Genomic DNA, 14,569 nt, shown 5'->3' with positions numbered 1-14,569 from the left:
GGAGCTATGTCGTCTACCCTACGCGAGCAGAGTCAGGAAATACTGCAGGTCGACAGCAAAAAATATCATATCTTTAGTCTTCCCCGCGCTGCTCAACACCTCGGCAATATCGATAACCTGCCGAAATCGCTCAAAGTTCTGCTGGAAAACCTGCTGCGCTGGCAGGATGGCGACTCCGTCACCGCGGAGGATATCCAGGCGCTGGTTGACTGGCAAAAAGAGGCGCATGCCGATCGCGAAATTGCCTACCGGCCAGCCCGTGTTCTGATGCAGGATTTTACCGGCGTGCCGGCCGTCGTTGACCTGGCGGCCATGCGCGAAGCGGTGAACCGGCTGGGCGGCGACGTCGCGAAGGTGAACCCCTTGTCGCCGGTCGATCTGGTGATTGACCACTCCGTGACCGTTGACCATTTTGGCGACGATGATGCGTTTGAAGAGAACGTCCGGCTGGAGATGGAGCGCAACCATGAACGCTACGTCTTTCTCCGCTGGGGGCAAAAAGCGTTCGATAAATTCCGCGTCGTGCCGCCGGGCACCGGTATCTGTCACCAGGTGAACCTGGAGTATCTCGGCAAGGCAATCTGGCATGAAACCCTGAATGGTGAAGAGTATGCCTGGCCCGATACGCTGGTCGGTACGGACTCCCACACCACCATGATCAACGCGCTGGGCGTGCTGGGATGGGGCGTGGGGGGGATAGAAGCTGAAGCGGCCATGCTCGGTCAGCCGGTTTCTATGCTGATCCCGGATGTGGTTGGTTTTAAGCTGACCGGCAAACTGCGCGCCGGCATCACGGCAACCGACCTGGTTCTGACCGTGACCCAGATGCTGCGCAAGCACGGTGTGGTCGGCAAATTTGTTGAGTTCTATGGCGATGGCCTGGCCGATCTGCCCCTGGCTGACCGCGCCACCATTGCCAATATGGCACCCGAGTATGGCGCCACCTGCGGATTCTTCCCGGTAGATGATGTTACCCTGAGCTATATGACGCTGACGGGGCGTGATGCGGAGCAGGTCGCGCTGGTGGAGGCCTATGCCAAAGCGCAGGGCCTGTGGCGTCATGCCGGGGATGAGCCACGCTTTACCAGCTCTCTGGCGCTGGATATGAACGACGTGGAGTCCAGCCTCGCCGGACCCAAACGTCCGCAGGATCGGGTGTCGCTGGGGGATGTGCCTGCCGCGTTTGATGCCAGCAACGAGCTGGAAGTCAACCAGGCGCAGAAACCCCATAAAAATGTCACCTATACCGACAGTGACACCGGCCTAACACATACCCTCTCAGACGGTGCCGTGGTAATCAGTGCTATCACCTCCTGTACCAACACCTCTAACCCCAGCGTGCTGATGGCGGCCGGTTTACTGGCGAAGAAAGCGGTTGAGCGCGGCCTGAAACGTCAGCCGTGGGTCAAAGCTTCCCTGGCTCCCGGTTCTAAAGTGGTGTCAGACTATCTGGCCGTGGCACAGCTGACCCCGTGGCTGGATAAGCTGGGCTTCAACCTGGTCGGCTATGGCTGCACCACCTGTATTGGCAACTCCGGGCCGCTGAAAGATGAAATCGAGTCCGCTATCAAAGCAGGCGATCTAACCGTCGGGGCTGTCCTCTCCGGTAACCGCAACTTTGAAGGCCGCATTCATCCGCTGATCAAAACCAACTGGCTGGCGTCACCGCCGCTGGTGGTGGCGTATGCACTGGCGGGTAATATGAAGATCAACCTGCAGACGGAACCGCTGGGCAAGGATCAGCAGGGCCAGCCGGTCTACCTGAAAGATATCTGGCCGACCCCGGAAGAAATTGCCACGGCGGTGCAGCAGGTCACCAGCGATATGTTCCATAAAGAGTACGCTGAAGTCTTCGACGGCACGCCGGAGTGGCAACAGATCAAAGTCAGCGAGGCGGCGACTTACGACTGGGACGAAGGGTCAACCTATATCCGGCTGTCGCCTTTCTTTGATGATATGGAGAAAGAGCCGAAGCCGGTGCAGGATATCCGCGGCGCGCGGATCCTTGCCGTGCTGGGTGATTCCGTCACCACTGACCATATCTCGCCAGCGGGCAGCATCAAAGCGGTGAGTCCGGCCGGACGCTATCTGCTCTCTCACGGCGTGGAGCGCACCGACTTTAACTCCTATGGTTCGCGGCGCGGTAATCATGAGGTAATGATGCGCGGTACCTTTGCCAATATCCGTATCCGCAACGAGATGGTGCCGGGTGTGGAGGGCGGTTATACCCGACACTATCCGAGTGGCGAACAGCTTGCCATCTATGATGCGGCGATGAAGTATCAGGCGGACGGTGTCCCGCTGGCCGTGATCGCCGGTAAAGAGTATGGCTCGGGCTCAAGCCGCGACTGGGCGGCAAAAGGGCCGCGTCTGCAGGGGGTCAGGGTCGTCATTGCTGAATCGTTTGAACGTATTCATCGTTCAAATCTGATTGGTATGGGTATCCTGCCACTGGAATTCCCGCAGGGCGTGACCCGCAAAAGCCTGGGACTGACGGGCGAAGAGCGCATCGACGTGGAAAATCTGCAGGCCCTGACGCCAGGCTGCAGCGTTAAAGTGACACTGACCCGCGCCGATGGCAGCAAGGAAGAGCTGGATACCCGCTGTCGCATCGACACCAGTAATGAGCTGACCTATTACCGCAACGACGGCATCCTGCACTATGTGATTCGCAACATGCTGAACTGAGTGACAAAAAAGCCGGGGAAACCCGGCTTTAATTTACTGAAGAGCAATTTCCAGTCTGCTGTAAGACCGGAGCGGCACAGGGAAGACGGTCAGATCGGAAAGTCGCTTAAGCCATCCATGGCCGCTCGGCCCGCGCCGTCCCTGGCGCGGGACGCTTTCCTCTTCTGACCGTCTTCCCTGCGCTTTACGTTAGCCATGGCGGTGAGGCTCGCCCGGATGTGGCTTCGTCAGCGCACTCAGTCCTTACGACTTCGGCAGCAGATGTCCCATCTTCTCGGCTTTGGTGTCGAGATAGTGCGCATTTTTCGGGTTACGGCCCACAACCAGCGGCACACGCTCCACGATATTGATCCCGGCTTCGCTGAGGATCTCCACTTTGCGTGGGTTGTTGGTCAACAGGCGCACTTCATTCACGCCCAGCAGTTTGAACATGTCGGCACACAGGGTAAAGTCGCGCTCATCAGCGGCAAAGCCAAGCTGATGGTTCGCCTCGACAGTATCGTAACCTTTATCCTGCAGCGCATAGGCGCGGATCTTATTCAGCAGACCGATATTACGGCCTTCCTGACGATGATAGAGCAGGACGCCGCGACCCTCTTCTGCGATGGCGTTAAGGGCGGCTTCCAGCTGAAACCCACAGTCGCAACGCAGGCTAAAGAGTGCGTCGCCGGTCAGGCATTCGGAGTGAACGCGCGCCAGTACCGGCTCATTATCGTTAATATCGCCAAAGACCAGGGCAACATGGTCATGTCCGGTTGCCAGTTCTTCAAAACCAACCATCAGGAAATCTCCCCATGGCGTGGGCAGTTTGGCTTCTGCCACCCGTTTAAGCTGCATGTGACTCTCCAGAACCTTCAGAGGATGCACTATCATCATGATAGTGCACAGGCCAGTGTGGCCTGACAAACGTGCAATATTGTGCCACAACCCTGAGTCGGGCTGGTAATCTCTCATACCAATTGCATTGATAAAGCACAATTATCCAATCTGCAACAGGTATGTTATTCTTTTTTAAGCTAAAGTTATGCATGCTTTGTGACCTGACACCGGGATAAGGGAAGAGATGTTTAAGATTTCGCGCCGTACCACCCTGGGAATGCTGCTGCTGCTGATCATGCCCGTTACCGTCTGGCTTAGCGGCTGGCGCTGGCAACCCGGCGAAAGCAACGCCCTGCTGAAAACGCTGTTCTTCATGACCGAAACGGTCACCAGCCCGTGGGGCATTGTCACCAGCGTGCTGCTGAGCGCCTGGATGCTCTGGTGCCTGCGCTTTCGCCTGAAGCCGGCGATCCTGCTGCTGCTGATCATGAATGCCACTATTCTGGCGGGGCAGTACACCAAATCTTTCATCAAAGAGCAGATCCAGGAGCCGCGTCCCTATGTCATCTGGCTGGAACAGCATCACGGACTGGATGAAAAAACCTTTTATGAACTGAAGCGCAAACAGCGTGGTGAGATGGTAACGTCGCTGATCGCCGATGAGACGCAGATACCCGGCTGGCTGAAACGGCACTGGGCTTTTGAAACCGGTTTTGCCTTTCCGTCAGGCCATACGATGTTTGCGGCCAGCTGGGCGCTACTGGCTTTAGGGCTGCTGTGGCCGCGCCGTCACTATAAAACCGTGGTGGTGATCTTCATCTGGGCCACGGGCGTCATGGCGAGCCGGATGCTGCTGGGCATGCACTGGCCTCGCGATCTGGCGATGGCCACCGTGATCTCCTGGATACTGGTGACCCTGGCGACCTGGCTGGCCCAGCGCGTCTGCGGCCCGCTCACGCTGCCACCTGAAGAGCAAAAAGAGGTGGCACAGCGGGAGCCCTGATTGTAATTCCCCGCGAAGACCCCATATTATTGATCGGTCTTGCGCAAAAGCGACTCGGCCAATGCTGCTGGGAGCAGCATTTTTGCTGTAGTTTTGGCATAATTCTACCTGACAACCTCACAACAGGACGCACTGTGAAATATTTGCTGATTTTTTTAGTAGTACTGGTCATTTTCATTGTTTCCGTCACCTTAGGCGCGCATAACGACCAGGTCATTACTTTTAACTATCTGCTGGCGCAGGGTGAGTTCAGCATCTCGACCTTACTGGCATCACTGTTTGGCGCAGGGTTTGTCCTCGGCTGGGTCATCTGCGGCCTGTTCTGGTTACGTACCCGCGTCGCACTGGCGAATGCCAACCGTAAAATCAGGCGTATGCAGACGCAGATTGAACAGAGCACCGCGCTGGCGACCACGCCATCCTCTCCGGCCGGCCGGGAATAATCCCCGATGCATGAATTGCTGTTTCTGTTACTGCCGGTTGCGGCTGCGTATGGCTGGTATATGGGCCGCCGCAGCGCGCATCAGGATAAGCAACAGGAAGCCAACAGACTCTCGCGTGAATATGTTGCTGGCGTAAACTTCCTGCTTTCTAACCAGCAGGACAAAGCGGTCGACCTCTTTCTGGACATGCTGAAAGAGGACAGCGGCACCGTAGAAGCACACCTCACACTGGGCAATCTGTTCCGGTCGCGTGGCGAAGTAGACCGCGCCATCCGAATCCATCAGGCTTTAATGGAAAGTGCCTCTCTGAGCTACGAGCAGCGCCTGCTTGCCGTGCAGCAACTGGGCCGGGACTACATGGCGGCGGGCCTGTATGACCGCGCCGAAGATATGTTTAAACAGCTTACCGATGAAACCGACTTTCGGGTGGGGGCGTTGCAGCAGCTGCTGTTAATCCATCAGGCCACCAGCGACTGGCAGCAGGCGATTGAAGTGGCAGAGCGGCTGGTTAAGCTCGGCAAAGAGAAACAGAAAGGCGAAATCGCTCATTTCTACTGTGAACTGGCGTTGCAGGCGATGAGCAGCGACGACCTGGATCGTGCCATAAGCCTGCTGAAGAAAGGGGAGGCGGCCGATCGCAACAGCGCCCGCATCTCCATCATGATGGGCCGTATCCTGATGGAAAAAGAGGATTTCGCCCGTGCGGTGGGGCATCTGCAGCGGGTGCTGGATCAGGATAAAGAGCTGGTCAGTGAAACACTGGCGATGCTGGAAACCTGCTACCAGCGACTCAACCAGCCCGAGGCCTGGGCGGCGTTTCTGCAGCGCTGCGTCGATGAGAACACCGGTGCGGCAGCGGAGCTCTATCTCTCCGATATTGTTGAGCAGCAGCAGGGTTCAGAGGCGGCCCAGAACTACATCAGTCGTCAGTTGCAGCGTCATCCCACCATGCGGGTGTTCCATCGTCTGATGGATCTCAACCTGCTTGAAGCCGAAGATGGCCGGGCCAAAGAGAGCCTGATGGTGTTGCGTGACATGGTGGGTGAACAGATTCGCACCAAGCCGCGCTATCGCTGCCAGAAGTGTGGTTTCACCGCTCACGCGCTTTACTGGCACTGCCCATCCTGCCGCACCTGGTCTTCCGTTAAGCCTATCCGGGGACTCGACGGCCAGTAATCCGGCCGACGCACTCCGGTGTAAATCATCGCATTATAGTTACAACATACTATAAGAGTAAGCTGGCACCGGGAGAGGCAGCCGTGCATTTATTGCCTGGCAGAGGGGCACGGCGATTGTGATGCTCCGGAGCCGCAGGTAGAATGCTTGCCGTTTGTCTATTGCGCCTGCGGGTGCCTACTGCAGAGGAAATGCCATGCCTTCACCCCACCACGTGACCGCCTCGCCGATTCTGGTAGCGCTGGATTATCATGACCTCGACAGCGCATTGCGTTTTGTCGACCAGATCGACCCCCGCAGTTGCCGCCTGAAGGTGGGCAAAGAGATGTTTACGCTGTTTGGCCCGTCGCTGGTCAGAACCCTGCAGCAGCGCGGCTTTGAGATCTTCCTCGACCTGAAATTTCACGATATTCCTAACACTACCGCGCATGCTGTGGCGGCCGCGGCCGATCTCGGTGTCTGGATGGTCAACGTCCACGCCAGCGGCGGGGCGCGGATGATGAATGCGGCGCGTGAAGCGCTGGTTCCTTATGGCAACGATGCCCCCTTGCTGATTGCGGTCACCGTACTGACCAGCATGGATGCCGACGATCTGAATGGTCTGGGCATCACGCTCTCGCCGGCTGAACAGGCGGAGCGACTGGCGAAACTGACTCACGCCTGCGGGCTGGATGGCGTCGTCTGCTCTGCGCAGGAAGCCGTTCGCTTCAAAGAGGTGATGGGCAACGACTTCGCGCTGGTCACGCCGGGGATTCGTCCGGCAGGCAGTGAGGCAGGAGATCAGCGCCGCATCATGACGCCTCAGCAGGCGAAGCAGGCAGGCGTAGACTATATGGTTATTGGTCGTCCGATTACCCAGGCGACCGATCCGGCTGCCGCACTGCAGGCAATTCTGCACTCTCTGGAGATACGCTAATGGCCAATGATAATCCACTGGTTTACTCAACCGACAGCGGCCGAATTGCTCAGCCGCAGCCGAAAGCGGAACGCCCCAAAGGGGATGGTATTGTGCGCATCCAGCGTCAGACCAGCGGTCGTAAAGGCAAAGGAGTCTGCCTGATTAGCGGGATTGACCTGGATGATGCGGCACTGGCACTGCTGGCGGCGGAGCTGAAAAAGAAGTGCGGCTGTGGCGGATCCGTTAAAGAGGGCGTGATCGAGATTCAGGGCGATAAACGCGATTTGCTGAAAAGTCTGCTGGAAGCCAAAGGCATGAAGGTGAAACTGGCGGGCGGCTGATAAAAAATCGGGCTACAGACGTAGCCCGATTGTAACGCAGATGCTTAGCGTAGCCGATTATAGTTTTAATAAGGTCCTTAGTGGACCTGATGACCGATAATACCACCCACAGCGGCGCCGCCGACTGTTCCGAGTGCGCTACCATTGGTCAGAACTGAACCCCCAATTGCGCCCGCACCCGCGCCAATCGCGGTGTTACGGTCACGTTTGGACCAGTTAGAGCAGCCGCTCAGTGCGACGGCTAAGGTGGTCGCCAGTACAACGGCAGTGATTCGTTTCATTGTTGTTGTCATACACTTCTCCTTTGATGTGCTCACAGAGGCAACACTCTTAGTATAGCTCCGATATTGACTCAGCCCGCTTGTGCCGCATCATTGCCGCGTCCGTGACGGCATCGAAATGTGATCACCATGGACAAACCGTTTGTAGCGGATGAGTAGCCATGCTGTCCCAACAGGTCCATGCATTGCCGGAGAGAATTTTAATCGTTCTGCGGAAATTCCGAAGATAGAAAATTCTTAAATCACGGCACATATTTGCATTCACAGCCATTCCTTCTGCGTTTATAGCTATTCGCTCCATAACCCTTTGGCGGCCAACTCCGCAAAATTCAGGGACGATTGTCAGCAGGAGAAGAGGCATGCTGGAACACCTTAAACAACAGGTCCTGGAAGCGAATCTGGATCTACCCAAATACAACCTGGTGACCTTCACCTGGGGCAATGTCAGCGCGATTGACCGCGAACAGGGCCTGCTGGTGATTAAACCCTCCGGCGTGCGCTACGAGGTCATGAAGCGCGACGACATGGTCGTGGTCGATCTCACGACGGGTGAGGTGGTGGAGGGCGACAAGCGTCCCTCATCTGACACCGCGACGCACCGGGCGCTCTATCTCGCCTGGCCGGAGGTGGGGGGCATCGTCCATACCCATTCACGGCATGCGACGATCTGGGCGCAGGCAGGACGACCGATTCCCGCCTGGGGAACCACCCATGCCGATGATTTCTACGGAGAGATCCCCTGTACCCGCTCCATGCGCAGCGAAGAGATTCAGCACGATTATGAGTGGAACACCGGAGAGGTGATTATTGAAACCTTTGCGCAGCGTGGCCTGTCTCCCTCCGCGATTCCGGCGGTGCTGGTCAACTCGCATGGCCCGTTTGCGTGGGGGAAGGATGCCCACGCGGCTGTCCACAGCGCCGTCGTGCTGGAGGAGGTGGCCTACATGGGCTTATTCAGCCAGCAGCTGACAGCAAACCTGCCGCCCATCCAGCAACCGCTGCTTGACCTTCACTACCTGCGAAAGCACGGCGAAAATGCCTGGTACGGACAGAAATAATCATCAGGACGCTTCGGCGTCCTTTTTTTTACCCGCTTTACGCAGGGCGGCACGTTCTCTGTTCTGCTTTTTTCTGACTTTTCAACAGCCGAAACCTGCGGCCACCCCTTTTTAAGACGACTGCCGGATGACTGCACGCCGGTCCGCTTTATCTATTCAGTGCGCGTTAAGCATCGGCCTGGTGCTGCCTGACCACATGCTGACAATGTGTAACGTGCCTAATCTATTTCTGACGAGCCTGTCAGGGATCACTCTGGATTTTGTGTTGTAAATCAATCTCTCATTTGGTCTGGCCTCACTCTGCATTACGCTGATGTCGCGTATTAAACGCATCAAATATAAACAGAGGATGAGACAATGACAGTAATTAACCAACCTACTTGCAGATTATTTACCGAAGCCGGCAACACCACGCAGTTAGTCGCCTATTACGAAGAAGGGCGTCGGACGATGTGGATGATGCTACGTGCGCAGCCGCGCCCGAGTTTCAACCATGAACTGATTGAGGAGATCATGAATCTGAGCTACGCCGCACAGCGTTCTGGTCTGCCCATCGATTTCTGGGTCACCGGGTCACTGGTGCCGCAGATGTTCAACGCCGGTGGCGATCTGCGCTTCTTCGTCGAGTGCATTCGCAATAACCGCCGTGAGGCGCTGCGGGCCTATGCCCGTGCCTGCGTGGACTGCATCCACTCGGCGGCGCGCGGATTTGATACGGGAGCGGTAACGCTGGCGATGATCGAGGGAAGTGCCCTGGGCGGAGGATTTGAAGCGGCGCTGGCGCATCACTTCATTCTGGCGCAAAACAATGCACGGATGGGGTTCCCGGAAATCGCCTTTAACCTGTTCCCTGGCATGGGCGGTTACTCGCTGGTGGCCCGTCGTTCCGGCATGAAGCTGGCCGAGGAGTTAATCTGTGAAGGGGAGTCCCACAGCGCAGAGTGGTATGAAACGCGCGGTCTGGTGGACAAAGTCTTCCAGCCGGGCGACAGCTACCGTGCCACCCGCACCTTTATCGATACCTTACGGCCGAAGCTGAATGGCGTGCGGGCGATGCTGAAAGCGCGTCAGCGCGTGCTGCAGTTGTCACGCGCCGAGCTGATGGATATCACCGAGGATTGGGTCGATTACGCCTTTACGCTCGAACCTAAAGACATTGCTTACATGGAACGCCTGGTTCAGTTACAAAACCGCCACAGCGCATCACTGCGTAAAGCGGGATAATCGGACTCAGCGTTAAACGCGGGCAGGATGCTTAGCCAGCCAATGCCCAAATTGCTCCGCGGGCATTGGTTTTGCGTAGTAGTAACCCTGACGCCCATCCACACCACTTTTGAGAACAAACGACTCTTCATCCGGGGTTTCAATGCCTTCCGCGATGACCTGCAAATCGAGCGCTTTGGCAACGGCGACGATGGCGCGCACCAGCGACTGGGAAACCGGCTGCGTACTAATATTGCGGATAAAGCTCTGATCGAGCTTGATGGCATTAATCGGCACACGGGCCAGCTGCGACAGCGAGGAGTAACCGGTGCCGAAGTCATCAAGATGAATCTTCGCGCCCAGATCCTGAAACTGCTTCATCAGCTTCAGTGCTTCGGTCTCATTCTCAATCAGGCAGCTTTCAGTCAGCTCAATGTCGATGGGGCAGTCGGTAAGCCCCGCCTCATGCAGCGCCTGCTTCAGGTCGGTGTAGATGCTTTGATCGATCAGCTGGCGGGCTGAGACGTTCACGGCGACGCGCAGAAAAATGCCCTCCTGGCGCCAGGCAATGATCTGCTTCAGCACGTTGAGCATCACCCAGCGGCCCAGCGGCACAATCAGTCCCGACTCTTCAGCATAGGGAATGAAATCCGCCGGCGAGACCAGGCCCCGTTCCGGTGAGTTCCAGCGAACCAGGGCTTCCGCACTGCGGACTTCGCCATCGCTGTCGATTTTGGGCTGGTAGTAGACCAGCAAGTGGTCGAGTTCCAGCGCCTTGCGCAGATTGGTGTCCAGCCAGAGGTATTCAAAAACCCGCTGGTTCATCTCGGCGGCAAAAACGCAGAATTTGCCGCGACCGTTCTCTTTGGCGTGATACATCGCGGTATCCGCATTACGAATCAGGCTTTCACGATCTTCGCCATGCAGCGGCGCGAACGCGATGCCGATTGAGCAGCCGCTGTAGACTTCGATCAGGCCGATACGGAACGGCTGACGCAGCCGCTCCAGAATGCGTGAGGCCATCGCCTCCAGCGCGGCCTGGCTGGTGTGCTCGGCCAGCACCACAAACTCGTCACCGCCCAGCCGGCCCAGCGTCTGATCTTTGCCCAGACAGCTCAGGATCGCCAGCGACACCGCCTGCAGAAGCTGGTCGCCAAACATATGGCCGTAGGCGTCATTCACTTTCTTGAAGTTATCGAGATCCAGGTAAACCACACCGGTCTCATCTCCCCCGGAACGCTCCAGCGCCAGGCTAATCTGTTGATGGATGGCGTTGCGATTAGGCAAACCGGTCACCGTATCGGTGTTAGCCAGTACCCGGAGCCGTTCCTGAGCCCGACGCTCCTCGGTGATGTCGGTCCCGGAACAGATGAGGAAAATTTCATTTTTGCCACTGCCGCTATGAACAAACTTATTACGAAACAGAAAGAGTCGCTGGCCTTTGCGGGTTTTGACCCAGCGTTCGACCTCATAGGAGTTGCCGTCGCGAAAGAAGCCCGCGATGTTGCGGCGCGACTGGGACGCTTCCTGTTTGGTCATAAAGAGCTGGAAGACGTTGCGGCCAATCACCTCATGCTCATTCAGGCCGGTATATTCTTCACTGAGACGATTAAAGCGCTGAATATTGCCGCGCTGGTCGAGGATGACAATCACCGAGTTGGCTTCAGAAACCACCTGTTCGGCGAAAGAGAGTCCCAGCGTTAAATCGCGTGCAACCGCCGAGGTGTCGCCCCAGGCGGAGGCGGTGCCTGCCCAGGATGCCTGGTTCACTTTACGCCCGACAAAATGCATAGGCACATCAATGCCTTGTAAGGTCATGGTCAGGTTAATGCTTGACGTGATGACGGGCATCGCGCGAATCATCGCGGCCTGGCCGGGGGTCAGCGGCAGGGCAATATTGGTCTGTGACGACTCATCTTCAGCAAAATGTAGCGCATCGCTGTCCGCGGTCAGACGCCAATGAGGGCTGGTTGTACCAAACAGGGTGTACAACAAGGTTTGCCCTTGTTCATCGGTCATGGAAACTTCCTCCGGGAAGTGCTCTGCAGGCGTTATCTCATTATTTTAGCAACAGTATTCATCATCTGACGCCAGCACAAGATGCAAACCAAATATATTTTTCCATCCAGATAAGAATGGCACAAAAAAGCCCCGACGGTGCGGAGCATTAAGCCATGATCAGCAGGGACATTTCCCCAGTTTTCCCGCCTGACTCGGGAAGCGCGCATCCAGACAGTAACGGTGGAAATCGCGCTCGTTCATCGTCGGCTGGCCAGGATGATGCTGCCGCATATGCTGCAGATATGTTTGATAATCCTGTACGCCGACCATTAAGCGAAAGCACTGCTGCAGGCCGCGCCAGAAGCCGCGCCAGCTGAACGAGACAGGAGCAGAGGCGGTAAGGGGATGACAGCCGATAATCTGCCATTTCCCCTGCGGCCGCTGGAACTGATGAATCGCATCAGACATGGCGCACCTCCTTGTTACGCAGCGCCACCGATGACTCATGGGTGGTTGGCTCGTCACTGCGCAGCGCCTTGCGGATAACAAAGAACGCGGCGATCAGCATCGTCACGGCCACCAGCATAAAAAAGGCACACAGCGCCGCGTTGATCTGATTGCTGAACACGATGGTCTGCATGTCCGCCACGCTTTTTGCCGGGGCGATGATCACGCCGTCCTCCACGCCTTTGCGGAACTTGCTGGCCTGCGCCAGGAAGCCGATAGCGGGTTTCTCATGAAAGATTTTCTGCCAGCCTGCAGTCATGGAGGTGATAAACAGCCAGACGGTGGGCAGGATGGTGACCCAGGCGTAGCGCTGCTTTTTCATTTTGAACAGCACGACGGTGCCGAGGATCAACGCCATCGACGCCAGCATCTGATTACCGATACCGAACAGTGGCCAGAGCGTATTAATGCCGCCCAGTGGATCCACCACGCCCTGATAAACAAAGAAGCCCCAGCCCGCAACGGCGACGGTGGTGCCCGCCATATTGCCCAGCCAGGAACGGTTGTTCGCCATGGAAGGCACCACGGTGCCCACGAGATCCTGCACCATAAAACGGCAGGCGCGGGTGCCGGCATCGACCGCAGTCAGGATAAACAGCGCTTCAAACAGGATGGCGAAGTGGTACCAGAACGCCATCATCGCCCGGCTGTTAAAGATCTCGGTGATGATATGGGCCATCCCCACGGCGAAAGTTGGCGCTCCGCCGGCGCGCGACAGAATTGAGCCTTCGCCCACGTCACGGGCGATGCCGCTCAGCATTTCAGGCGTCACCACAAAGCCCCAGCCGTTAATCATCTGTGAGGCGCTCTCCACGGTGGTACCAATCAGCGCCGCTGGCGAGTTCATGGCAAAGTAGACGCCGGGGTCCAGCACCGAGGCGCAGATCAGCGCCATAATGGCCACAAAAGATTCCATCAGCATCGCGCCGTAGCCAATAAAGCGGATATGGCTTTCGCGCTCCACCAGTTTAGGCGTGGTGCCGCTGGACACCAGCGCATGGAAGCCTGAGATCGCGCCGCAGGCGATGGTAATAAACAGGAAGGGGAACATCGCCCCGGAGAAGACCGGGCCAGTGCCGTCGATAAAGCGGGTCACCGCCGGCATTTTCATCTCCGGCATGGCAAAGACAATGCCCACCGCCAGGCCGACAATCACGCCGATTTTGAGAAAGGTCGAGAGATAGTCACGCGGTGCCAGCAGCAGCCAGACCGGCAGCACTGAGGCGATAAAGCCGTAGATGACCAGCACCCAGGTCAGCGTGGTGCCTTTCAGGGTGAAGAAGGGGCCCCAGTAAGGGTGTTGCGCCACATCGCCGCCATAGATAATCGCCGCCATCATCAGCACAAAGCCAATCAGCGATACCTCCGCGATTTTACCCGGACGGATAAAGCGCATGTAGATGCCCATAAACAGCGCGATAGGAATGGTGGCGGCTATCGTAAACAGCCCCCACGGGCTGTTAGCCAGCGCCTTCACCACTACCAGCGCCAGCGCCGACAGGATAATGATCATTACACCCAGGGCGCCGAGCATGGTCACCACACCGGCAAACGCGCCGAGCTCCTGACGGGCCATCTCACCCAGCGAACGACCATCCCGGCGGGTTGAGATAAACAGGATCAGGAAATCCTGAACCGCGCCCGCCAGCATTACCCCCACAAGGATCCAGATAGTACCGGGCAGAAAGCCCATCTGCGCCGCCAGAATCGGCCCGACCAGGGGACCGGCACCGGCAATCGCCGCAAAGTGATGACCGAACAGCACCCATTTATTGGTCGGGACATAATCCAGCCCGTCGCTCAGCCGCTCGGCCGGGGTCATCCGGCGGTCGTCCAGCTCGAAGATATTACGGGCAATAAACAGGCTGTAGAAACGATACGCGATGCTGTAACAGGCGACAGCGGCTATCACCAGCCAGACTGCGTTGACGTGTTCGCCGCGGCTGAGGGCCAGCATGGCAAAAGCGCCTGCGCCGATTAACGCCACCACTAACCAGATCGCGCTGGTTTTGACGTTTTTCATGACTAACTCCTTGAAGGGATCGAGAGGAAGGCGATCGAAAACAACGAGTTAAACTTAATGTAATGGAATGTAAGTGAAAGTTAATCAGTGGAGAAGTGTGAAGCGGGGTACAAATATAACCTGTTTAC

Annotated in this window: 13 protein-coding genes; 8 read left to right on the top strand and 5 right to left on the bottom strand. The window is 57.1% G+C overall.

Annotation, left to right across the window (positions count from 1 at the left end):
* The first annotated feature begins 6 nt into the window (after positions 1 to 6).
* A complete protein-coding gene (gene acnA, locus AC1V0D_RS06320) occupies positions 7 to 2,688 on the top strand; it encodes an aconitate hydratase AcnA (RefSeq protein ID WP_482907131.1) in 2,682 nt (893 codons plus the stop codon).
* Between the two features lie 243 nt (positions 2,689 to 2,931).
* Here the strand turns inward: acnA and ribA are convergent, their stop codons facing one another.
* Complete coding sequence (ribA, locus tag AC1V0D_RS06315; RefSeq protein WP_033783243.1) at positions 2,932 to 3,525, bottom strand: GTP cyclohydrolase II; 594 nt, start codon at positions 3,523 to 3,525, stop codon at positions 2,932 to 2,934.
* A 226-nt stretch (positions 3,526 to 3,751) separates the two neighbouring features.
* On the opposite strand from ribA, the gene pgpB reads away from it, so the two are divergent.
* From pgpB to yciH, 5 genes are all read left to right on the top strand, one after another.
* Complete coding sequence (gene pgpB / locus AC1V0D_RS06310) at positions 3,752 to 4,510, top strand: phosphatidylglycerophosphatase B (RefSeq protein ID WP_267369280.1); 759 nt, start codon at positions 3,752 to 3,754, stop codon at positions 4,508 to 4,510.
* A 134-nt stretch (positions 4,511 to 4,644) separates the two neighbouring features.
* Positions 4,645 to 4,953, top strand: coding sequence for a LapA family protein (locus AC1V0D_RS06305; protein WP_046101909.1), 309 nt, complete (start codon positions 4,645 to 4,647; stop codon positions 4,951 to 4,953).
* 6 nt (positions 4,954 to 4,959) lie between these two features.
* Positions 4,960 to 6,129: a lipopolysaccharide assembly protein LapB gene (gene lapB / locus AC1V0D_RS06300; RefSeq protein ID WP_046101908.1), complete on the top strand. Its 1,170-nt coding sequence runs from the start codon at positions 4,960 to 4,962 to the stop codon at positions 6,127 to 6,129.
* A 196-nt stretch (positions 6,130 to 6,325) separates the two neighbouring features.
* Positions 6,326 to 7,045 carry an orotidine-5'-phosphate decarboxylase gene (pyrF, locus tag AC1V0D_RS06295; protein ID WP_186806379.1) on the top strand — a complete coding sequence of 240 codons (720 nt, stop codon included), beginning with the start codon at positions 6,326 to 6,328 and terminating at the stop codon, positions 7,043 to 7,045.
* Entirely contained in the window at positions 7,045 to 7,368 is a 324-nt protein-coding gene (gene yciH, locus AC1V0D_RS06290) for a stress response translation initiation inhibitor YciH (protein WP_140925457.1), read from the top strand. Before pyrF ends, yciH begins: the two co-directional genes overlap by 1 nt.
* 77 nt (positions 7,369 to 7,445) lie before the next feature.
* On the opposite strand, the gene osmB is transcribed toward yciH, so the two are convergent.
* Positions 7,446 to 7,661, bottom strand: a complete 216-nt coding sequence (osmB, locus tag AC1V0D_RS06285; protein ID WP_003853848.1) for an osmotically-inducible lipoprotein OsmB — start codon at positions 7,659 to 7,661, stop codon at positions 7,446 to 7,448.
* A gap of 347 nt (positions 7,662 to 8,008) precedes the next feature.
* Between osmB and araD the strand changes: the two genes are divergently transcribed.
* Both araD and AC1V0D_RS06275 read left to right on the top strand, forming a co-directional pair.
* A complete protein-coding gene (gene araD, locus AC1V0D_RS06280) occupies positions 8,009 to 8,707 on the top strand; it encodes an L-ribulose-5-phosphate 4-epimerase (protein WP_009089984.1) in 699 nt (232 codons plus the stop codon).
* 357 nt (positions 8,708 to 9,064) lie between these two features.
* Positions 9,065 to 9,931, top strand: a complete 867-nt coding sequence (locus tag AC1V0D_RS06275; protein ID WP_009089985.1) for a crotonase/enoyl-CoA hydratase family protein — start codon at positions 9,065 to 9,067, stop codon at positions 9,929 to 9,931.
* A 12-nt stretch (positions 9,932 to 9,943) separates the two neighbouring features.
* Here the strand turns inward: AC1V0D_RS06275 and pdeR are convergent, their stop codons facing one another.
* From pdeR to AC1V0D_RS06260, 3 genes are all read right to left on the bottom strand, one after another.
* Complete coding sequence (gene pdeR, locus AC1V0D_RS06270; protein WP_009089987.1) at positions 9,944 to 11,929, bottom strand: cyclic di-GMP phosphodiesterase; 1,986 nt, start codon at positions 11,927 to 11,929, stop codon at positions 9,944 to 9,946.
* 159 nt (positions 11,930 to 12,088) lie between these two features.
* Positions 12,089 to 12,379 carry a YbdD/YjiX family protein gene (locus AC1V0D_RS06265; protein WP_482907130.1) on the bottom strand — a complete coding sequence of 97 codons (291 nt, stop codon included), beginning with the start codon at positions 12,377 to 12,379 and terminating at the stop codon, positions 12,089 to 12,091.
* Complete coding sequence (locus AC1V0D_RS06260) at positions 12,372 to 14,441, bottom strand: carbon starvation CstA family protein (protein WP_482907129.1); 2,070 nt, start codon at positions 14,439 to 14,441, stop codon at positions 12,372 to 12,374. Before AC1V0D_RS06260 ends, AC1V0D_RS06265 begins: the two co-directional genes overlap by 8 nt.
* Positions 14,442 to 14,569 lie beyond the last annotated feature (128 nt).

It is taken from the genome of Pantoea sp. PA1 (genome assembly GCF_056856975.1).
This window is presented reverse-complemented; position numbering and strand designations above follow the sequence as displayed.